General features: G+C 52.9%; 21 protein-coding genes. 6 read left to right on the forward strand and 15 right to left on the reverse strand.

Going from position 1 to position 19,582, the window contains the following annotated elements; translation table 11 throughout:
* Positions 1-32: 32 nt before the first annotated feature.
* Positions 33-698, forward strand: a complete 666-nt coding sequence (gene yrfG, locus WKJ03_RS08135) for a GMP/IMP nucleotidase (RefSeq protein WP_337841682.1) — start codon at positions 33-35, stop codon at positions 696-698.
* On the opposite strand, the gene WKJ03_RS08140 is transcribed toward yrfG, so the two are convergent.
* From WKJ03_RS08140 to gspC, 12 genes are read right to left on the reverse strand one after another with little or no spacing between them, the layout of a single operon-like run.
* A complete protein-coding gene (locus WKJ03_RS08140; RefSeq protein WP_337841683.1) occupies positions 684-1,436 on the reverse strand; it encodes a type II secretion system protein N in 753 nt (250 codons plus the stop codon). The genes yrfG and WKJ03_RS08140 overlap by 15 nt on opposite strands.
* Complete coding sequence (locus WKJ03_RS08145; RefSeq protein WP_337841684.1) at positions 1,436-1,897, reverse strand: type II secretion system protein M; 462 nt, start codon at positions 1,895-1,897, stop codon at positions 1,436-1,438. The genes WKJ03_RS08140 and WKJ03_RS08145 overlap by 1 nt, the downstream gene beginning before the upstream one ends.
* On the reverse strand, positions 1,894-3,084 hold the full coding sequence (gene gspL, locus WKJ03_RS08150) for a type II secretion system protein GspL (protein WP_337841685.1): 1,191 nt from the start codon (positions 3,082-3,084) through the stop codon (positions 1,894-1,896). The genes WKJ03_RS08145 and gspL overlap by 4 nt, the downstream gene beginning before the upstream one ends.
* A complete protein-coding gene (gene gspK / locus WKJ03_RS08155; RefSeq protein ID WP_337841686.1) occupies positions 3,081-4,061 on the reverse strand; it encodes a type II secretion system minor pseudopilin GspK in 981 nt (326 codons plus the stop codon). The genes gspL and gspK overlap by 4 nt, the downstream gene beginning before the upstream one ends.
* On the reverse strand, positions 4,061-4,660 hold the full coding sequence (gene gspJ, locus WKJ03_RS08160) for a type II secretion system minor pseudopilin GspJ (protein WP_337841687.1): 600 nt from the start codon (positions 4,658-4,660) through the stop codon (positions 4,061-4,063). Before gspJ ends, gspK begins: the two co-directional genes overlap by 1 nt.
* Positions 4,653-5,018 carry a type II secretion system minor pseudopilin GspI gene (gene gspI, locus WKJ03_RS08165; protein WP_337841688.1) on the reverse strand — a complete coding sequence of 122 codons (366 nt, stop codon included), beginning with the start codon at positions 5,016-5,018 and terminating at the stop codon, positions 4,653-4,655. Before gspI ends, gspJ begins: the two co-directional genes overlap by 8 nt.
* Positions 5,015-5,665 (reverse strand): type II secretion system minor pseudopilin GspH, encoded by a 651-nt coding sequence (gspH, locus tag WKJ03_RS08170; RefSeq protein WP_337841689.1) that lies wholly within the window; start codon positions 5,663-5,665, stop codon positions 5,015-5,017. Before gspH ends, gspI begins: the two co-directional genes overlap by 4 nt.
* Complete coding sequence (gene gspG, locus WKJ03_RS08175) at positions 5,665-6,099, reverse strand: type II secretion system major pseudopilin GspG (protein ID WP_337841690.1); 435 nt, start codon at positions 6,097-6,099, stop codon at positions 5,665-5,667. Before gspG ends, gspH begins: the two co-directional genes overlap by 1 nt.
* Position 6,100: 1 nt before the next feature.
* On the reverse strand, positions 6,101-7,321 hold the full coding sequence (gene gspF / locus WKJ03_RS08180; protein WP_337841691.1) for a type II secretion system inner membrane protein GspF: 1,221 nt from the start codon (positions 7,319-7,321) through the stop codon (positions 6,101-6,103).
* A complete protein-coding gene (gene gspE / locus WKJ03_RS08185; protein WP_337841692.1) occupies positions 7,321-8,823 on the reverse strand; it encodes a type II secretion system ATPase GspE in 1,503 nt (500 codons plus the stop codon). The genes gspF and gspE overlap by 1 nt, the downstream gene beginning before the upstream one ends.
* A complete protein-coding gene (gspD, locus tag WKJ03_RS08190) occupies positions 8,823-10,925 on the reverse strand; it encodes a type II secretion system secretin GspD (RefSeq protein ID WP_337841693.1) in 2,103 nt (700 codons plus the stop codon). The genes gspE and gspD overlap by 1 nt, the downstream gene beginning before the upstream one ends.
* 29 nt (positions 10,926-10,954) lie before the next feature.
* A complete protein-coding gene (gene gspC / locus WKJ03_RS08195) occupies positions 10,955-11,860 on the reverse strand; it encodes a type II secretion system protein GspC (protein WP_337841694.1) in 906 nt (301 codons plus the stop codon).
* Positions 11,861-12,031: 171 nt separating this feature from the next.
* On the opposite strand from gspC, the gene hslR reads away from it, so the two are divergent.
* The 3 genes from hslR to WKJ03_RS08210 all read left to right on the forward strand — a co-directional run bounded on the left by hslR (position 12,032) and on the right by WKJ03_RS08210 (position 15,015).
* Positions 12,032-12,430, forward strand: coding sequence for a ribosome-associated heat shock protein Hsp15 (hslR, locus tag WKJ03_RS08200; RefSeq protein ID WP_337841695.1), 399 nt, complete (start codon positions 12,032-12,034; stop codon positions 12,428-12,430).
* A gap of 20 nt (positions 12,431-12,450) precedes the next feature.
* The gene (gene hslO / locus WKJ03_RS08205; RefSeq protein WP_337841696.1) at positions 12,451-13,299 is read left to right on the forward strand and encodes an Hsp33 family molecular chaperone HslO; all 849 of its coding nucleotides are present in this window, start codon (positions 12,451-12,453) and stop codon (positions 13,297-13,299) included.
* A gap of 177 nt (positions 13,300-13,476) precedes the next feature.
* Positions 13,477-15,015 carry a phosphoenolpyruvate carboxykinase gene (locus tag WKJ03_RS08210; RefSeq protein WP_337841697.1) on the forward strand — a complete coding sequence of 513 codons (1,539 nt, stop codon included), beginning with the start codon at positions 13,477-13,479 and terminating at the stop codon, positions 15,013-15,015.
* Positions 15,016-15,045: 30 nt separating this feature from the next.
* On the opposite strand, the gene envZ is transcribed toward WKJ03_RS08210, so the two are convergent.
* From envZ to WKJ03_RS08225, 3 genes are all read right to left on the reverse strand, one after another.
* Complete coding sequence (gene envZ, locus WKJ03_RS08215) at positions 15,046-16,368, reverse strand: two-component system sensor histidine kinase EnvZ (RefSeq protein WP_337841698.1); 1,323 nt, start codon at positions 16,366-16,368, stop codon at positions 15,046-15,048.
* Positions 16,369-17,094, reverse strand: coding sequence for a two-component system response regulator OmpR (gene ompR / locus WKJ03_RS08220; protein ID WP_337841699.1), 726 nt, complete (start codon positions 17,092-17,094; stop codon positions 16,369-16,371).
* Between the two features lie 97 nt (positions 17,095-17,191).
* Positions 17,192-17,395, reverse strand: a complete 204-nt coding sequence (locus WKJ03_RS08225; RefSeq protein WP_337841700.1) for a hypothetical protein — start codon at positions 17,393-17,395, stop codon at positions 17,192-17,194.
* Positions 17,396-17,668: 273 nt separating this feature from the next.
* Here WKJ03_RS08225 and greB point away from each other — a divergent pair, with 273 nt between their 5' ends.
* The gene (gene greB, locus WKJ03_RS08230) at positions 17,669-18,151 is read left to right on the forward strand and encodes a transcription elongation factor GreB (RefSeq protein WP_337841701.1); all 483 of its coding nucleotides are present in this window, start codon (positions 17,669-17,671) and stop codon (positions 18,149-18,151) included.
* A complete protein-coding gene (locus WKJ03_RS08235; protein WP_337841702.1) occupies positions 18,148-19,518 on the forward strand; it encodes an aldehyde dehydrogenase family protein in 1,371 nt (456 codons plus the stop codon). Before greB ends, WKJ03_RS08235 begins: the two co-directional genes overlap by 4 nt.
* The last annotated feature ends 64 nt before the right edge of the window (positions 19,519-19,582 follow it).

Below are 19,582 nucleotides of genomic sequence, written 5' to 3' on the forward strand. Positions count from 1 at the left end.
CTCTACTATAAATGGAAAGGCTGAAAAAACCTATGCTGGACTGGAGACAAATAGATACGGTGCTGTTGGATATGGACGGCACCCTGCTCGATTTGCATTTTGATAACTACTTCTGGCTGGAATATCTGCCTGAGCGCTGGGCCGCAGAAACCGGACAGACCGCGGACCAGGCCAAGGCACAGCTGAAAGCTGAATACGACCTGTTAATGGGCAAACTGGAATGGTATTGCCTGGACTACTGGGCCAACCGCACAGGATTAGCTATCACAGAGCTGAAACGGGAAATTCAGCATAAGATCCGTATGCGGGACGACAGCCCGGCCTTTTTAACTGCGCTACGGCAGGCGGGTAAGCAAGTGATCCTGGTGACCAATGCCCATCCGGACAGCCTGTCGCTGAAAATTGAGCAGACGGAACTGGCCAGTTACATAGATACCCTGGTGTCTGTGCATGAGTTTGGTTACACCAAAGAACAGCAGCCACTGTGGCAACTGCTGCAGCAAAAGTATGGCTTTGACAGGGAGCGAACGCTTTTTGTTGACGACAGTCTGCCAGTGCTGCGCTCAGCTCAACAGTTTGGCATCCGGCATTTGCTGGCCATCACCAATCCGGACAGCCAACAACCCGCCCGTATCATCACTGAGTTTCCGGCTATTGATAACTATGCCGTGTTGCTGGATGACTTAACGGCTGCCTAAGCGCACCGGGAAACGACCTTGTGCATCAGCTTTGCCAACAAATTGCATGGCCTGGTGCACATCCTGCGGCATGGAGCTGTCCGGTTTGATAAACCCATCCAGCCGGTAACGCCCGGCCGGGCTGACCAACGCAGTCACCTCCAAATGCAGTGGTGGACTGGGTTGGGTCACCAGTTGCAGCTGGTTATCGGCACAGCTCAACTGGCCATCCAAAGTTCCTAAACCTATCCAGCCCGTTGGTGGCTGCACTTTTGCATCCAGCCAGCTCACCAGCCCCTGTAACTGCTGGCAACCTGCAGTTGACCATTCAAGCTGTGGAATTTTCAGTAACACAGCGCCGTCCAGTCCCACTGGCAAAGGCAGTTGCAATGCAGGTTGCAGCAAAGACACCGGCAGACGTGCCTGCAACTGACGCACTTGCATGGAGTCAAAGCCGAACCGCAGTTCGGTTTTCAGTGAAGGCAACTGAGTCTGGCGTGGCTGCCCTGCTTCCAGCGTGAGCGCCAGTTTACCAGTGAAAAGCAACCAGGGGTTTAGCTGCCATTTCAGATCCGACAGTGTCAGCCCCTGCACGGACAACGCCTGGACCTGCCCTTGCCATACAGTGCCCGACACGGGGCCCAGTTGCACAGAGGCGGGCAAAGGCACTAATTTGAGCCACAAAGCCGCTGGGCTCAGCAGCAACACAAACCCCAGATACAACGCCAGGATCACCAGGCCGGTTTTTATTTTTTTCATCAACTTTCAACCACTAAACGTCGCACTCTGACCAGGCCAGCCTGATCGGCTTTGCTCAGGTCCAGCTGCACTATTGACACTTTGTGTTGGTACTGCAGCTCATGCAACCAAGTCAATAATTGATCAAAACTCAGGTCATTCAGCATCACCTGCATTTGTTCATTTTGCGGCTGCATCCGGCTGACCTGAATATTATGTTTGCGGGCGCTGGAACTCAACAAATCGGTCAGGCTGCCAGCCGGGGCGGTTTGGGCGGTGGCGACCGGAAAACTCTGCACCTGAGTCAGCTGTTGCTGTACCCGCACCAGATCAAGCTGCTGCTGGTTCAGGCTTTGATGCAGCGGCTGCCACAACAGATAATAAAAAACAGCGACCAGAACAGCGACGGCCGCCACCATCAACAGCTGTTGCTCCCGGCGTTGCAACGCCGACCAGCGAGCCAGAAGTTGTTGCTTCGTCATGATTTGACCCTCACCGACACAGTACCAACCACTTTGTTGCCTTCATTGCTCAGTGCGCCTTGTTTCACCTCAAAGCCCTGTTGCTCCAGCCGGGTTTTCAGGCTGTCAAACCGCTGGAAACTGTCGGCCTGCGCCTGGAAACGCAGCTCATTGCTTTTTTGGTCGTAGCGCAGACTATCCAGACGGACCTGCTCTGTCGCAGCCAACTCCCGCTGCACATCCTGCAATAAGCCAAACAAACTGACATCTTTACCCTGACCAGCTCCGGCGGTTTTGCGTGCCAGCGCCCGGCTGATATCCCGGGTCGATTCACCGGGAAAACGGCTTTTATACAACTGCACCAGCTGCGCACGTTGTTGTTGCAGCTGATTGCCTTGCTGCCAGACCTGCAACCCGACTGAGCTCAGGTAAATCAGCGCACAAGCAGCGGCAGACAGCATTGACGTTTTCCAGGTCAGCCAGATTTTGCTTTGTGGTTTTTTCGGCTGATAGGGGCCCTGCAACAGACTGAACGGCTGGTCTGGCAACTGAGCGGCCAGCAGGGCCAGCGGCAATTCAGGTTCTGCCAACTGCACCTGCTGGAGTATCTGTTCCGGCCAGGGGCTGTAACTGGTGATAAGCGGAATGTCGGCCAGCGTCAGGTAGTCGGCCCACCAACTGCTGTCAATGCTGGTCGCCTGCCAGTCAGACTGGCGCACTAACCATTGCCCCGCCAGCTCTATGGCACTGGCGGCATGCACAGAGAGCGGCAATAGCAACGCGTCGGGCAGCATACGGCTGGCGGTAAAACCGGCGGCTGTCAGTTGGGCCAGCCATTGCTCCAGTTGCGCTTTTTTACACAAGGCCACCTGTTGCCAATACTGCTGTTCCTGCTGCACACAAGGCCCCAGCGCCAGAAACAACTGATCGATATCTTCGGCATGCTCTTCTTCCAGCATATAAGGCAAAGCCTGTAGCAGCTGGCGATTGGGTTTGCCCGGCAACGCCACTTTGGTCATCACCACGTCGGCAGCGGGCACCAAGGCCACGACAGGTCTGGCACCAAGCCGCTCTGCCAGAGCGGGCAGTTCGGAGCTGTCTTTCAGCTGGCCTGAGGCGATGACCTCGGAGCTGGCCGCCGACCAAACCAACCACACCACCGCCTGGTCGGGCCGGCTGTTCAGCCGGATTATTAATTGTTCTGTCACCACTGGCCTCCAAAACGCCGGGCTATCACTTTTACTTTTTGTTGTTCATCTATGTGCAACACAGACGCCAGATTAAACAGGCTGTCCTGGTAGGTCACTGTACTTTCCAGCACAAAATAATTGGTTTTTAACACAAACAAGGCTTTGACCTCATCTGGTATGTTTTTGCCCTGCAGTTGCTGGCTTTGCCAGACTTCGTCCAGAGTGGTAAAACCTTGTTCCGGCCTGCTGCCAATTAAATCCTGCGCCGCCCCTTCATCCAGCTCCGGAATAAACGCACTTAACAGCACCGCCTGCTCCGAACTCAGGGTATTGATATTTACCTTACTGTCCCGCAGTTTTGGGATCACACAGACAAAGGGCCGCACCTGTTCATAATCCGACGGCGTCATATCCAGCATCACCCGCAATTCGGAGACCGACCCCATCAGGCTATTGGCCGTGTAATAGGGCAACTGCAACCCGGCGTAATCATCCTGCTCTGCCCCACCAGCCGTCTGTAACAAAGAATCCGCATCCAGCCAGTCGCTGACCCGGGCCACCAGGTATTCAGAGGGCATCGACAAATCCGTAGCTTTTAAGTCCAACAAACGTTCAAACGCCTGCTGCGTGGTACTTTTACCTGTCCCTACCTGAGTTTCACCGGCAGGTCGTTGCAGGCTGTTCAGGTTAAAGCAACTTTGCAAGTCAATCAGTTTGCCCGTGATGCTGCCATCATCCACCGGGAAGGTGGCTCCCAGCTTGGCCCAGTCCTGCGATAAGTTGGTGGTTTCTTCGCTGACTACTGTGCGTTTGATTAACTGAATAGCCGCCTGCTCTGCGGCTATGGCATACCAATACGCCTGCTGCTGATGCTGGCGGTTAAACTGTCGCTGCAACTGCAACTGCAGCCGGCCACTCATCTCCACTGCGATGACCACCACCAGCGCCAGGATCAGCATCACCACCACCAGTGCCACACCCCGTTGTTGCCGCATCAGGTCAGGCCATCCACTAAGGTATAAAAACGCTGAATCTCACCCAGACTTTCGTGGGTAATGGTCAGCCGTATGGCTTTAGGCAGACGCTCCGCATTCCATTGCTCTTTCCACTCTTCGTCTTGCAGGTACTCCAGCTTAAAGCCGGTGATCTGGTCCAGCAGTGGCTGCACTTTCGGCTCTGTTCCTGTCACCGCATCCGGGTACAGACTGAATAAACGTTCTATACGGCCTTCTTTTAAACGATAAGCGACGGCCTGAATTTCACTGCGGGGCAACACCATACCCGGATTACGCCAGCCATGATGCACAAAAGCCAGTGCATCTTCTTCACTGTCAAACAGCAGTTTTTCACCAATCAGCAGTGCTTTTAACGGCTCTTCACCATCAACCCGGATTTGCCGGGCGCTGATTTGCGCCAGATCCCGCTCCAGCAAATTAAAAAAACGCTGCAACTGCACCAACCGCAGTTCTGCGTTGCGGGCCGCAGCATCCGTATCCAGCACCGATGACAACACACTGGCGGAGGCAAGGCCGACAATGGCAAAAATAGCCACTGCCAGCAGCATTTCAATAAAGGTAAAACCCCGGCTACGCATCAGGCTTACCTACATAAGTCTGCAGCTGATAAATCACCCGCTCCGGTTCATCCGCCAGGCTGACTTTCACCACGACTGCACTGAAGTTGGCATCAGCAGTTTTGCGGATTTCCTGCCGCCAGAGCCATTGCCGGTTCGCCAGCTCGACCGTTTTTTGTTCATTTTTCAGTGGCCAGCTTTTTTCCAGAAACACTGCGTTCAGCTGATTTTCGGCAACATAACCGGCATAGGTTTGTTCTTCCAGCATGCCGATGGCTCGCACATGCTCTGATGTGGCTTTCATTGCCGCCACACCGGCAGTGGCAAAAATGGCCACTGCGATCAGCAGCTCCAGCAAGGTAAAACCACGGGAGTTCATGGCCGCACCGTATCAGGTTCAGTCCGGCTCAGTGGAATACTGTACTCGCCTTTGAGCGACTGATACCAAACCGGGTCGTCGGTGTCGTCCGACAACACCAGCAAAAAAGGGCTTAAATCACCGGATGACAAAATATAGACCTGGGGCAGCAAAGGTTTTTCTTTGGCGTCTGTCGGAGTTTTTTCCGTAGTTTTGCCGTCGCTTCCGGTTTTCTCACCGGTTTCTTCGTCCTGTTCCATCAACTGCTCCAGCCATTGCTGTTGCTGCTCACGGAACTCTTCCTGCCCCATAATGCTGTCTTCGGCAAAAGGCAGACCATCCAGTTGCAATTCAACCGTCAACTGTTCAGGCCAGGCGTGAAACTGCATAAACCTGGGCTCAGCGGCACGCTGCCAGCGGGTACCGTCATGCCAGAGAAACTCATAGCCTTTGTCATCCAGCAACAGGCCAAAATCCATTTGTTTCATTACTGCGGTTTCTGACACCGTCTGGACCAGTTGCTGCAAACGTTCAGTCTCACGCTGCAACACTTTTTCCCGTGGTTCCAGCACAAAATTCACCACCACAAAAGACGCCAGTAAGCCCATCAGCACCATGACCAACATCACTTCGATCAGGGTAAACCCCTGGTGCTGCAGGCGACGCATCAGTTTTGCTGCTCTTCCGAATCCAGGTTCCAGTTGCCAATATCATCTTCGGTACCGGCAACCCGATCCGGCCCCATCGAAAACACATCAATGCGGCCCATTTCACCTGGGCTGACCAACTGATACTCATTATCCCACGGGTCTTTTTGCATGCGCTTGATAAAGCCGCCTTCAGGGAAAGAGCGGGGTACAGGTTCAGAGGTGGCCTGGGTCACTAAGGCCTGTAAACCCTGCTCAGTGGTCGGGTAAAAGCCATTGTTCAGTTTGTACAGGTCCAGCGCATTTTCTATCTGCTGAATATCCACTATCACCTTTTGCTTCGCTGCTTTTTCCTGGTTTCCCATTAAGTTGGGCACCACCATACTGGCGATAATGCCGAGAATGACGATCACCACCATGACTTCAAGCAACGTAAAACCTTTTTGCTGTTGCATCCTAACCTCCTACTAAATTGTTTAATGCCAAAATAGGTTGCAATATTGCCATGACGATAAATAACACTATGCCAGCCATGGACACTACCAGCACAGGTTCAAACACTTTCAGCGACACAGTGACCAGGGTCTCAAATTCCCGGTCCTGGGTGTTGGCCGCCCGTTCCAGCATGCCATCGAGCTGACCACTTTTTTCCCCGCTGGCGATCATATGCAGCATCATAGGCGGGAACAGTTTGGTCTGCTCCAGGGCAGAACGCAGCGACGCCCCTTCGCGCACCTTGGCAGTGGCTTCACCTATGGCCTGACGCATATAGGTATTTTCCAGCACGTCGCTACTGATACGCATCGCTTCCAATAAAGGCACAGCGCTGGCGTTGAGAATACTTAAAGTACGGGCAAAGCGGGCTGTATTGAGGCCGCGGCTGACCTTGCCGACCAGACCCAACCGTAACAGACGCCGATCCACCTTCAGCTGGAAAGCCGGCCTGCGCAGCGCCCGTTTAAAAGCAGCAATGGCCAGAATTATCAGCCCAAGCAGCAGCAAACCGTAATCACGGACGAAGTCACTGGCCGCTATTAAGAACAGTGTTGAACCCGGCAAGCTCTGCCCCATATGCTCGAACTGACCGACAATTTTGGGCACCACAGCCGCCAGCAACACGCTGATCACGCCAATAGCCACCAGCGTCAGAATGGCTGGATACAGCAGCGCCTGTAAGATCTGGCTGCGCATATGCTGGCGTTGTTCGGTGTAATCAGCAAGCCGGTTCAGCACCGCATCCAGGTGACCGGATTTTTCGCCGGCCGCCACCATCGAGCTGAATAAGTGGTCAAACACATAAGGAAACTCAGCCAGGCCTTCGGCCAGGCTGTAACCTTCCACCACTTTGGAGCGCACTGCCATCATCATGCTTTTCAGTCGGGCCTTGTCACATTGTTCCGCCACCGCATAGAGGGCGTTTTCAATCGGCAGGCCGGCTTCGACCAAAGTGGCCAGCTGGCGGGTGATCAGAGCCAGCTCCGACGCTTTCACCCGGGGTTTAAACCAGCCTGAACCGGCCGACAGCAGCTTTTCCTGCCTGGCAACCAGTTCCAGGCTAAGCGGCGTCAGCTTTTGTTCGCGCAGCAGCTGGCGGGCATGGCGGGCATTGTCGGCTTCCATCACGCCTTTGGTTTTACGGCCTCTGGCATCCAGCGCCTGATAATCAAAAGCCGCCACTAGGCATCCTCACGTGTGACACGCAACACTTCTTCCAGCGTGGTTTCACCGGCCAGCACTTTGCTGAAACCATCCTGACGGATACTGGGACTTTGGCTGCGAATATATTTTTCAATCGCTTGTTCGCCCTTGCCGTTGTGAATAAGCTCACGGGTGTGCTCGTCCACCACCAAAAGTTCATGAATACCTGTGCGGCCGCGATAGCCGGTCTGGTTGCAATGTTCACAGCCGATGGCACGGTAAATCAGCGGCGCCTCTTTTTTGGTGACGGCCAGCAGCGCCCGCTCTTCTTTATCCGGTTCATGCGCTTCTTTGCAATGCGGGCATAAGGTCCGTACCAGACGTTGCGCCAACACCCCCAATAAACTGGACGACAGCAGAAACGGCTCCACCCCCATATCTTCCAGACGGGTGATGGCGCCAGCGGCGGTATTGGTGTGCAATGTACTCAGTACCAGGTGACCGGTCAGTGACGCCTGCACCGCGATTTGCGCTGTTTCCAAATCCCGGATTTCACCCACCATCACCACGTCCGGATCCTGACGCAAAATAGCACGCAACCCACGGGCAAAGGTCATATTCACTTTGCTGTTCACCTGGGTCTGGCCTATGCCTTCCAGCTCGTATTCAATCGGGTCTTCCACCGTCAAAATATTGCGGTCTTTGGTGTTGATTTCGGTCAGACCCGCATAAAGCGTGGTACTTTTCCCTGAACCTGTCGGGCCTGTGACCAGAATAATGCCGTGTGGTTTTAAAATAAGACGGGAAAAGGCGTGTTGCACAGAAGGTGTCATGCCCAGCTTGTTCAGATCCAGATGACTGTTGTTTTTATCGAGCAAACGCAGCACCACCCGCTCACCATGGCTGGACGGCATGGTCGAGACCCGCACATCCACAGCCCGGCCGGCAATACGCAAACTGATGCGGCCGTCCTGTGGCACCCGTTTTTCGGCGATATCCAGCTTGGCCATCACTTTGATGCGCGACACCAACAGGCTGGACAGTTTGCGATTGGGTTTGAGCACCTCACGCAATACGCCATCGACCCGGAACCGCACCACCAGGTTCTTCTCAAAAGTTTCGACGTGAATATCCGAAGCGCCCAGTTTAATGGCTTCACCCAACATGGCGTTGATCAGCTTGATAATGGGCGCGTCGTCTTCGTTTTCCAGCAGATCTTCAGTTTCAGGGATTTCATCCGCCAACGAAGCTAAATCCACCTCGTTGCCGATGTCTTGCATAATTTGTTGCGCTTCGGTGGAATCGCGCTGGTAAGAAGCCTCAAGTAAGGCTTCAAACTCGGTGCTGCTGAGCTTCTGCACCACAAAAGCCGTGCCCAGTAAACGCCGGACCTCCAGCAGTGCGGCTGGTGCTGTGTTTGGGTTGACATAAAGCACCCAACCTTGTTCCTGCGCCTGCAGCAGCACCCCAAAACGTTTGGCAAAACCAAAAGGCAGCCGTGTTCTTGGAGCGGCCAATGGAGCTTGTTCAACCTCTGCCATCAGGGCTGCTCTCCGCCGTTCTGGGTTTTCTTCAATCGCTCCGCCTGATCCTGCGCCTTTTTCTTCTCCAGGTACTCGTCAAAGCTTGGCGGAATAATCAGTGTCGAATCAAACTCTGGCATGGCTGGAGTGTCGGTATCCGACATCAGCTTGATACCCTTTTCGCCCTGTGCCAGCTGGGCTGCACGCACGTAATTGTATTTACGCTGGCTGATTTCATTCACCAGCGCATCGTCGCGCATAATAGTGGGTTTAATAAACACCATCAGGTTACGTTTACGTTTGCTGGATGAGGTGGAGCGGAATAAAGCACCCAGTACCGGGATATCGCCCAACAGCGGCACCTTGGCTTCGCTTTGTTGTACATCTTCGTCAATCAAACCGCCCAGTACCACTGTGGCCCCATCATCGGCCAGCACTGTGGTTTTAATTTCACGTTTGGAAACAATAGGGTTGCCTTCAATATCCCCGTTACGGCCCGACACTTCCTGCTCAATGGTTAATTTAACCGCATTGCCTTCGTTAATTTGCGGCGTGACTTTCAGCTTGATCCCCACTTCAATCCGGTCCAGCGTGGTAAAGGGGTTGGTGCCCCCCTGACCTGGGCTGGTGGTGGTTTTCACCGGAATTTCTTCACCGACAATAAAAGAGGATTCCTGGTTATCCAGGGTGGTAATGGAGGGTGTAGCCAGAATATTGGAGTTACTGTCGCTTTTGACCGCCTGTAAAATAGCGCCCCAGTCGTTTTTCACCACGCCCAGCATCATCCCTGTGGCCCCACCCAAGGCTTCGCCCAGTGCAGTGTAATCCCCATTGGAATCAGGAGTCGTTTGGGTGGTTGTGGTGCCCTCTGCATTAGTAGTAGTGGTCGTTGTTCCCTTAGTTACCCTAGCCGCTGCTGCGCCAGCTGCCACCGAAGTAATAGGCACCACGCCATTATTAAACTGGGTAAAACCACCGTCCGCGCTGATCCACTGTACGCCCAGGTTCACCCCGGCATTGTCAGCCACTTCCACAATAATGGCTTCGACCAATACCTGAGCACGGCGGATATCGACCTGACGGATCACATCTTCCAGCGAGCGTAATACGTCCGGCTGCGCCGTGATCACCAAGGAATTACTTTCGACATGAGCTTCAATGCTGACATCGCGGTTGCCACGGCTGCGGGCTCCCTGCTGGCCGCTGGCCGCCGTACCGCCCTGAGCCTCAGCCGCAATGGTGGCACTGACGCCTTGCAGTACTTTGACTAAATCTTCGGCTTTGGCGTATTTCAGGTAATAAACCCGGGTATTGCCCTGGCTTTCCAGTTCGGCATCCAGCCGCTGCACCAAAGACACCACCCGTTGCCGCGCCTGACGTTCACCGCTGACAATCACACTATTGGTGCGTTCGTCCGCCACAATTTTTGGGATCAGAAACTCTGGTGTTTCACCTTTGCCCTGATTTTTATAGATATTTTCCAGAATACGCACTACTTCACCCGAAGAAGCGTAATTCAGCTTAATAATTTCCAGGTCCTGATCACCGGCTTTGTCCACCCGGGCAATAATATCGACCAGCCGGTTCACTGTGGCGGCCTGGCCCGTCATCATAATGACGTTGGATGGGTCGTAGTTCACCACGCTGCCACCGCCACTCTGGTCCACAAACTGCCGCAGCAACGGCGCCAATTCACGCACTGAGACGTTTTTCACCTGCACCACCCGGGTCACCATTTCATCACCCTGAGCGCTGCTGTTGTCCCCAACCACCGGAATATTGGCGGTTTTGGCGTCCTTTTGCCGCACCACTTTCAGTACGCCATTGTCCATTTCCACTATGGAGAAGTCGTACACTTCCAGCACGTTCAGGAAAAACTGGTAATACTGTTTTTCATTCAGCATTTCATAGCTGCGCACATTGATACGGCCGCGCACCTGCGGGTCAACAATAATGGTTTTGTTCAGGTTTTTACCGACGATGTTAATAAACTCATTAATGTCGGTGTTTTTAAAATTGGGCTGGTATTCCACAGCGGCAGCAAAAAAGCTCAGCAATGCCAAAGCACCGGCACCTAACCAGCGCTGCATCTGCATACAGGAAAATCTGACTGACTTCATTGGGTTTAAACCATTCTTTAATGTAATTGTTATTGCGACAGACTAAAGACGATGTCCCGGGTCTGGCCGTCCCGTTCTATTTTAATGGAAGCCTGGGTCGCTTCCCGTAATTCACGCATGACCACCATCGCCTGCTGCATATCGTTTAGCGGCGTACCGTTAATTTCAACTGCAATATCATTGGTCTGCAGACCCATACGTTCAAATAAAGCCGGGTCTTTGCCCGGTGTCACCCGATAACCATACAATTTGCCATTGCGGTATTGTGGTGAAATACGGACATAGTCAAAAAACTTCATGGGCTCCTGCAACATTTCCTGCCGGGCTGCCGCCATATCTTCAGGCACTTCCACCAGTTGGGGGCCTTCCATAGGCTCAGGCAACGCCTGATAGGATTCCACCGCCTGGTTTTGCTGCGCCATTTGCTGGTATTCCACACCGTCCAGCATCAGGGTCTCAAAACGGCCACCAACATTCAACAGCACCCTGTCATCAAACACCTGACTTAAACTGGCACTGGTACCTTCAATGCGATCAGACACCCCATAGGTCTGTTCAGCACCCTGACTGTCAATAATAGCGGAGCCGGCTTCAGGTTTGCCTTTCACGGCCACCACTCCGGTCAGTTTCAGATTCAGGCTGGTTTTAGGTGCGTCAGACGGTGCGGGAGCAACAACCTCAGGTGTGGCCTCCGCCTTGCCAAACAATTGCGCGGCCAGTAGCGGCTGAATATCAACAGCAGAAGCCTGACGGACTTGAGCGGCACTCAGGGGTAACCCCGGCGTGGCAGGTGCGGGCCATAATTGCCAGGTGAGCTGAGCGGCCAGATAACAGCCCAGCAGCAACAAGGCCGCCGTCAGACCTGTATTGACGCGGTTCTGAGGCACCCGGGACAACCAGGCCAGATAAGGGCGGACGGAAGCAAGCCAATTCATTCTTTAATAATTCTTTTACAAAACTCGGTTTATCTTACTCAGTTGTCTTAAGCGCAACAAGCCCGCTGTTTCTGGAAGGGTAAACGGGTATTCTACGCTAGGGCCGGCGCGCGATTTGTGGTAATTTGTGCCAGTACAACACTGGCGTTTTTCCAGCCAAAGGAGCAACGGATGTCTGAGCCTACCACAAATACATTACGATTAGATAAATGGTTATGGGCCTGCCGCTTTTACAAAACCCGCAGCCTGGCAAAAGACATGATCGAAGGCGGAAAAGTTCATTATAATGGCCAGCGTTGTAAAGCCAGCAAAACAGTGGAGCCCGGTGCAACCATTCGGCTGACCCAGGGGTCGGATGAAAAAACCGTCGTCGTGCTTGGATTGTCGGAACAGCGTTTGTCCGCCCCTTTAGCCCAGGCTTTATATGAAGAAACAGCAGAAAGCATTGCCGACCGTGCCAAAAGAGCTGAATTGCGTAAACTGAACGCCTTATTCGCTCCGCATCCGGACACCAAGCCGGATAAAAAAATGCGCCGGCAGTTGCTGCTGATCAAAGCTCAGCAATCCTGAACCGTTCAGACAGGTAGCCCATGAACAGAGATTTACTACAACGTTTTTTATTCAGCCACCGCGATGTGCGTGGTGAACTGGCGTATGTCAGTGACAGCCTGCACCAGATGCTGGCAAACCACAATTACCCTTACCCTGTCAAACAACTGCTGGCCGAACTGGTGACAGCCACCAGCCTGCTGACCGCTACGCTGAAATTCGATGGTGATATTGCTGTGCAGTTGCAGGGGGATGGCACTATCCGTTATCTGGCCGTCAACGGCAGTTCCAACCAGCAGTTTCGTGGCGTAGCGCGGTTACAGGCTGAAATCGCGGGAGACAGTTTCCGTGAGCTGATTGGTGAAGGTTTTATGTTGGTCACCATTACGCCCAAACAAGGCGAACGTTATCAGGGCGTTATTCCACTGGTTGGCAACAGCTTAAAAGAAACGCTGGAAGCTTATTTTGTTCAGTCTGAGCAGTTACCCACCCGCTTGTACCTGTTCAGCGATCTGACAGCCGACAGCAGCAGAGCCGCTGGCTTGTTGCTGCAGGTGCTGCCGGTCGACCCGGAAAAAGCCAAACAGGACTTTGACCATTTGGTGGTACTGACGGATACCATTACGGCACCTGAGCTGCTGGAATTGCCGGTCGAACAAATGCTGCACCGCCTTTACCACGAAGAAGATGTGGAACTGTTTCCGGCGCAGCCCGTGCAGTTTGTTTGTGGTTGCTCCAAAGAAAAATGCGAAGCCGCCATTATTTCATTGGGCAAAAATGCGGTTGAAGAACATATAGCCGAAGGCAAGCTGGACATCTGCTGCGATTACTGCAATACCACCTACCGTTTTGATCAAAGCGAACTGGCGCTGATACTGACGAAGTTCTGAGCCATCTGACAGGGCGGATTGTAACCCGCCCTGTAAACTTTCAAAAAAGCTGATAAAAAGCTGTCAAATCCCCACTCCAAGGGTCGTATCGACAGGTCAAATACAGTACAATCCCCGCCAGAATAGCTATAAAACACCTCAATAACCGACTTATGTACCTCAAGGAGTCACCCTACAATGACCTCTACAATTACTCGTCACATTGATTTACCTGTGGCGGATTTAGTTGAGCATGCGATTCGCCGTGGCGAAGGTGTGTTGGCAGATAACGGCGCTTTAGTGGTAAAAACCGGTCACAGGACCGGCCGTTCACCCAAAGACCGTTTTATTGTCAAAGAGCCTGGCACTGAAGCAGATATTCAATGGGGCAATGTGAACCAGCCCTTTGATGCCGCCAAATTTGACGCCTTGTGGGCCCGGGTCAGTGATTTTATTGCGACCAGGGAGCATTTTGTTTCGCACCTTGAAGTAGGTGCTGACGCCGAGCACTACATTCCCATGACAGTGACCACAGAAACAGCCTGGCAGCATATTTTCGCCAAAAACCTGTTTATCACCCCTGCGCACTGGAATAAAGCCGGCAAAGATCACTGGCAAGTTCTGAACGTCCCGTCCTTCAGCTGCGACCCGGAGCGTGATGGTACCCACAGCGACGGCACTGTGATGATTAACTTCGCAGAGCGTAAAGTGCTGCTGGCCGGTATGCGTTATGCCGGTGAAATGAAAAAAGCCATGTTCTCTGTACAGAACTTCCTGTTGCCCGCCAAAGGCGTGCTGCCCATGCACTGCTCTGCCAACGTTGGGGAAGATGGCGACACCACCTTGTTCTTCGGTTTATCTGGCACCGGCAAAACCACCTTGTCTGCCGACCCGAAACGTTTTCTGATAGGTGACGATGAACACGGCTGGGCACCAGGCAGCGTCTTTAATATTGAAGGCGGTTGTTACGCCAAATGTATTGACCTGTCACAGAAAAACGAACCTGTGATTTGGGACGCCATTCGCTTTGGTACCATTCTGGAAAACGTGGTGCTGGACGATAACCGCACGCCAGATTACAAAGACGCCAGCCTGACCCAAAACAGCCGCGCCGCTTACCCACTGGCTCATGTGGAAAAACGTGTGCTGGAAAACCGCGCCGGTGAACCTAAAGCTGTGGTGTTTCTAACCTGTGACGTCAGTGGTGTGTTGCCCCCTGTGTCTGTGCTGTCAGAAGAAGCGGCTGCTTACCACTTCTTAAGTGGTTACACCGCCAAAGTAGGCTCGACCGAAATTGGCTCCACAGCCGCCATTGAATCGACCTTCTCCACCTGTTTTGGTGCGCCGTTTTTCCCACGCCCGGCCGGTGTTTATGCTGAATTGCTGATCAAAAGGGTGCGTGAATTCAATTCCAAAGTCTATCTGGTGAACACCGGCTGGACCGGCGGCCCACATGGGGTTGGCAAACGTTTTGATATCCCGACCACCCGCGCCATTATTGACGCCATAGTGTCCGGTGAGCTGGCCAGCGCTGAAACTGTGCACCTGCCACAGCTGAACCTGAATGTGCCGCTGCAAGTAACAGGGGTGGACAGCACACTGCTGAACCCACGTGACACCTGGGCCGATAAAGCGGCTTATGATCAGTACGCGGCCAAACTGGCGGCAGAGTTTGCCAATAACTTTAAGAAATACGAGGTATCGGACGCTATCCGTAACGCCGGTCCTAAAGTGTAACTGCAACCAAGAATGAACTCAGGGACCGGGCTAAACTCCGGTCCCTTTTTCTTGTTTCAGCGGAAAGTACACTGTCACGACCAGGCCACCATAAGCATGGTTATGCATGCTGATTTGCCCTTGGTGCATATCAACAATTTTTTTAATAATGGCCAGACCCAACCCTGAACCGCCGCTGCCCCTGGCTATGTCGCCCTGCGCAAATGGTTCCAGCATGCGCGCCATTTCCGGCTCCGGAATACCAGGTCCGTGGTCGCGTACCTGGACAAACACCCTTTTGCTGGCCCGTTCCAGTCCGGTACTGACTTCAATGGCACCATCTGAGTACTTCAGTGCATTTTCGATCAGATTGGTCAGTACCCGTTTCACCGCAATACGCCGCAGTGGGACCAGCGGTAAATGGTGGTCGAGGTGCGCATTGATCTCACGTTTCTGCAGACGATCAGCACTGATTTGTTCAGACACCAGCGCATTCAGGTCATCATTTTGCAGGTTTTCTTCTTTGTGGTGGCGAATGTAATCAATAAACTGGTCGATAATGGCGTTCATATCATCGATGTCGCTGGCGATGCCATCGCGGATCCAGTTGTCCTGCTCACTGACCATTTCGCTGGCCAGCCGGATACGGGTCAGGGGCGTGCGCAAATCATGCGACACCCCGGCCATCAGCAGATTACGGTCTTGTTCCAGTTGCCCTATCCCTTTGGCCATATGGTTAAAAGCCCGGGTCACCGCCACTATTTCAGTGGAGCCCTGCTCAGGTATAGGCTCAGGAATTTCGCCCCGCCCGACTTTTAATGCCGCCTGCTGCAAGGCCTGCAAAGGCCGGTTCAGCTGTCGGGCAAAAAGCCAGCCACCCGCCACACTTAAAAAGCCAATCACCAGCACATAAATTTTCAGCGGAGAAAAATCAGTTTCATCCAGCCCTGTTAAAGGCACTTTGACCCAATACTGTGGCGCCTGGGGTGGTTTCACCCAAAAGGCATAATTGTTTTGTTGGGCGATACGGACTTCCGCTGGCCCGCCCAGCTCATGCGACATTTCTTCGGAAAAATACTGGTAATAACTGGCTTCGTTTAAGCCATGTTGGAGGGCTGTGGCATCTGTGTACACTTCAATACCCGTCGCTTGCTGAAAGCGCCGGGTCAATTCTTCAGACAACAAATGGTCCCGATGGTCCACATCAATAAACACCACTTTGATTTGTTTGGCGATCAGATGATTAATTTGCTGGTAGCTGGGTTTAATCACGTAATAAACCACTGAAAGGTAAGACACCAGCTGGTTGATCAATAACAGAATGCCAATCAGAAAAACGGTCTGGCCAAAGGCACTGCGTGGGATCAGACGCATCTAACTGACAGCACCGTCCGGCACAAACACATAACCCAGGCCCCAGACCGTTTGAATGTAACGTGGGTTGGCCGGGTCATCTTCCAACATGCGGCGTAAACGCGATACCTGGACATCAATGCTGCGTTCCATCGCGGAATAATCGCGGCCCCGGGCCAGATTCATCAGTTTGTCACGCGACAACGGCTCGCGTGCATGGCTGACCAACACTTTCAGCACAGCAAACTCCCCGCTGGTCAGTGGCATCAGCTCGTCACCCCTGTGCATTTCACGGGTGGCTAAATTGAAGGTGAAAGGACCAAACTTGACCAAGGTTTCTTCCTGGGTTGGCGCACCAGGTAACTCTTTGGACTTGCGGCGCAGCACGGCACGGATGCGCGCCAGCAGTTCACGCGGGTTAAAGGGTTTTGGCAGGTAATCATCTGCCCCCATCTCCAGGCCAATAATACGGTCCACTTCATCGCCTTTGGCTGTCAGCATAATGATAGGAATTTCATTGTCCTGCTGACGCAACTTACGGCAAATGGACAGACCATCTTCGCCCGGCAACATCAAATCCAGTACCAGCAAATGGAAATGTTCGCGCTCCATCAGCCGTTGCATCTGTTCATAGTTGGCCGAAGTCCGCACTATATACCCCTGCTCGACCAAATAACGCTCCAGCAAAGCCCGCAACCTCATATCGTCGTCGACCACTAAGATCTTGGTGGTTTCCTGTCCTAACATAAATCCCCCTCCACGCCACCAGACCACTATAAACGAAAAAACCCGTCACAGAAGCTGCTGTGACGGGTTCATGTGTTACAAAGTTTGTCGGAACGACTTAATTTGTCTGCACTTTTTCAACTTTTTTCAGCGGTGGATTCATCCATACCACGTGACCGGTATGCGCACTTAACCGGGTCGAATTTTGCTGTTTTTCTAACTGTTGTTGGTCAATCTGGTACGCGTAGTTGGCTGATGAGCTGCAACCACCGAGGATCAGTGCTACTGCAAGGACCAGCAGACCTGTGATTTTTGCTTTCATAGTGGTCTCCTTTTATCTGAACACAAGTTCACTATAGCCAGCAACGCGCCAAACGCCTAGCATATTTTTGTTACACCTAAATGACAGTAAAAGATTATTTTCAAATAAGTGGAGAAATTCACGTAACCCAATGAATTAAATGGAAAAATAATTTCACACTTTGTAATTCCCTGTCATGCAGCGGAAATAATTCAAAGAAAAATCAAGGCTCTCTGTTCAGCGCGCTGCAGAATCGCTATAACGTCAGGGAATAACAACTCTCATCCAATTGGTATGAAAACAGAATTAATCACCCGTGAAGGCTATGAAGCGCTGCAACAAGAACTGAACCAGCTGTGGCGGGAAAAACGACCAGACACCACAGCCAAAGTGGCCTGGGCAGCCAGCCTCGGCGATCGCAGCGAAAACGCCGATTATCAATACAACAAGAAGTTGTTGCGGGAAATTGACCGAAGGGTCCGTTATTTGCGAAAACGGCTGGAAGTGTTAAAAGTGGTGGACTATTCACCACAACAACAGGGTAAAGTGTTTTTTGGTGCCTGGGTGGAAATAGAAAATGACGAAGGTGAGCAACTCTGCTTTCGTATTGTCGGGCCGGACGAAATTTATGGCCGGAAAGATTACATCTCTATTGATGCGCCTATGGCCAGAGCGCTGATTAAAAAGCAGATAGACGACGAAGTTCAGGTGAATACCCCGGCAGGCCCTAAGACCTGGCTGGTGAATAAAATTTGGTACCCACAGGAGCAACAATGAATCCGTATCAAACCCCATTTCAGCAGCAGCAACAGTACTTTGCTTCAGGCGCCAGCCGCTCACTGCAATGGAGGCGTCAGCAATTACAGGCGATGCGGCAGATGCTGCAGAACCATCAGCAAGAATGGCAGGAAGCCTTGCAACAAGATCTGGGTAAAGCACCATTTGAAAGCTGGCTGACTGAAATTGCCTACCTGGATGCCGAGATCCGTCATACCCTGAAGCAGTTAAAAAAATGGAGCAAAGCCCGGCGGGTCAAAGCCCCCCTGATGCTGTGGCCCTCAATGGCTTACGTTCAACCTGAGCCTTATGGGGTCATGCTGATTATCGGTGCCTGGAATTACCCGCTGCAGCTGGCATTGGGGCCTTTGGTGCCCGCTATTGCAGCTGGCAATATGGCCGTGATCAAGCCCTCTGAACTGTCGCCAGCCACCTCTGCTTTAATAGCCCGGCTGATCCCCCGTTACCTGGACGCACAAGCGGTACAGGTGGTGGAAGGTGGTGTGGCTGAAACCACAGCCCTGCTGGAGCTGCCTTTTGACTACCTGATGTACACTGGCAACGGCCAGGTTGGCAAAATAGTGATGCGTGCCGCGGCCGAACATCTGACGCCTGTCACCCTGGAGCTGGGCGGCAAAAGCCCGGTGTATGTGGACGCCAGTGCCAATATCCCACTGACCGCGCAGCGACTGGCCTGGGGCAAATGGCTGAATGCCGGCCAAACCTGTATTGCACCGGACTATGTGCTGGTGCATAAAGATGTCGAAGCGCAGTTGATTGAAGCGTTGCAGCAACAGATCAAACAGATGTTTGGCGACGACCCGCAGCAAAGCCCGGATTATGGTCGTATTGTGAACAGCCGCCATATGCAGCGTATTTTGGGTTATCTGCAGCACCAACCTCAGGTGCTGGGTGGCAAAACCGATGAAACTGACCGTTACATCGAACCGACTTTGGTGCTGGAGCCCGCTGTCGACAGCCCGCTGATGCAACAGGAGATCTTCGGCCCAGTGCTGCCAATACTCAAAGTCAGCCACTATGAGCAGGCGCTGGAGTTTATCCGTCGCCGGGAGAAGCCTCTGGCCGCTTACCTGTTCAGCGCCGACAGCCAGCAGCAACAACAGTGGGTGGACCGAATCAGCAGCGGCAGCCAGTGCATTAACGACGTGATCCTGTTTATGGCTGTGGCTGAACTGCCGTTTGGTGGTACAGGCCCCAGTGGTATGGGACAGTATTCAGGCAAAGCAGGTTTCGACCAGTTCAGCCACTTAAAATCTGTACTGCGCCGTACCTTCCTGCCAGAACCTCCTCTGCGTTTCGCCCCCTATCAAAGCTGGAAACAGCGTGTGCTGGGCTGGTTGCGTTAAGCGACCAGCGCAATGGCATTGGCAAGCTTTGTGTAAAAGTGGACAATGCCTGCACCTGAACTGA

This window comes from Rheinheimera sp. (assembly GCF_037442525.1).
Taxonomy (GTDB): domain Bacteria; phylum Pseudomonadota; class Gammaproteobacteria; order Enterobacterales; family Alteromonadaceae; genus Pararheinheimera.

Bases quoted from the DNA above. Each gene is read 5' to 3' on its own strand.
- yrfG (WP_337841682.1), top strand. From the start codon at position 33: ATGCTGGACTGGAGACAAATAGATACGGTGCTGTTGGATATGGACGGC.
- WKJ03_RS08140 (WP_337841683.1), bottom strand. From the start codon at position 1,436: ATGAAAAAAATAAAAACCGGCCTGGTGATCCTGGCGTTGTATCTGGGG.
- WKJ03_RS08145 (WP_337841684.1), bottom strand. From the start codon at position 1,897: ATGACGAAGCAACAACTTCTGGCTCGCTGGTCGGCGTTGCAACGCCGG.
- gspK (WP_337841686.1), bottom strand. From the start codon at position 4,061: ATGCGGCAACAACGGGGTGTGGCACTGGTGGTGGTGATGCTGATCCTG.
- gspJ (WP_337841687.1), bottom strand. From the start codon at position 4,660: ATGCGTAGCCGGGGTTTTACCTTTATTGAAATGCTGCTGGCAGTGGCT.
- gspI (WP_337841688.1), bottom strand. From the start codon at position 5,018: ATGAACTCCCGTGGTTTTACCTTGCTGGAGCTGCTGATCGCAGTGGCC.
- gspH (WP_337841689.1), bottom strand. From the start codon at position 5,665: ATGCGTCGCCTGCAGCACCAGGGGTTTACCCTGATCGAAGTGATGTTG.
- gspG (WP_337841690.1), bottom strand. From the start codon at position 6,099: ATGCAACAGCAAAAAGGTTTTACGTTGCTTGAAGTCATGGTGGTGATC.
- gspE (WP_337841692.1), bottom strand. From the start codon at position 8,823: ATGGCAGAGGTTGAACAAGCTCCATTGGCCGCTCCAAGAACACGGCTG.
- gspD (WP_337841693.1), bottom strand. From the start codon at position 10,925: ATGAAGTCAGTCAGATTTTCCTGTATGCAGATGCAGCGCTGGTTAGGT.
- gspC (WP_337841694.1), bottom strand. From the start codon at position 11,860: ATGAATTGGCTTGCTTCCGTCCGCCCTTATCTGGCCTGGTTGTCCCGG.
- hslR (WP_337841695.1), top strand. From the start codon at position 12,032: ATGTCTGAGCCTACCACAAATACATTACGATTAGATAAATGGTTATGG.
- hslO (WP_337841696.1), top strand. From the start codon at position 12,451: ATGAACAGAGATTTACTACAACGTTTTTTATTCAGCCACCGCGATGTG.
- WKJ03_RS08210 (WP_337841697.1), top strand. From the start codon at position 13,477: ATGACCTCTACAATTACTCGTCACATTGATTTACCTGTGGCGGATTTA.
- envZ (WP_337841698.1), bottom strand. From the start codon at position 16,368: ATGCGTCTGATCCCACGCAGTGCCTTTGGCCAGACCGTTTTTCTGATT.
- ompR (WP_337841699.1), bottom strand. From the start codon at position 17,094: ATGTTAGGACAGGAAACCACCAAGATCTTAGTGGTCGACGACGATATG.
- WKJ03_RS08225 (WP_337841700.1), bottom strand. From the start codon at position 17,395: ATGAAAGCAAAAATCACAGGTCTGCTGGTCCTTGCAGTAGCACTGATC.
- greB (WP_337841701.1), top strand. From the start codon at position 17,669: ATGAAAACAGAATTAATCACCCGTGAAGGCTATGAAGCGCTGCAACAA.
- WKJ03_RS08235 (WP_337841702.1), top strand. From the start codon at position 18,148: ATGAATCCGTATCAAACCCCATTTCAGCAGCAGCAACAGTACTTTGCT.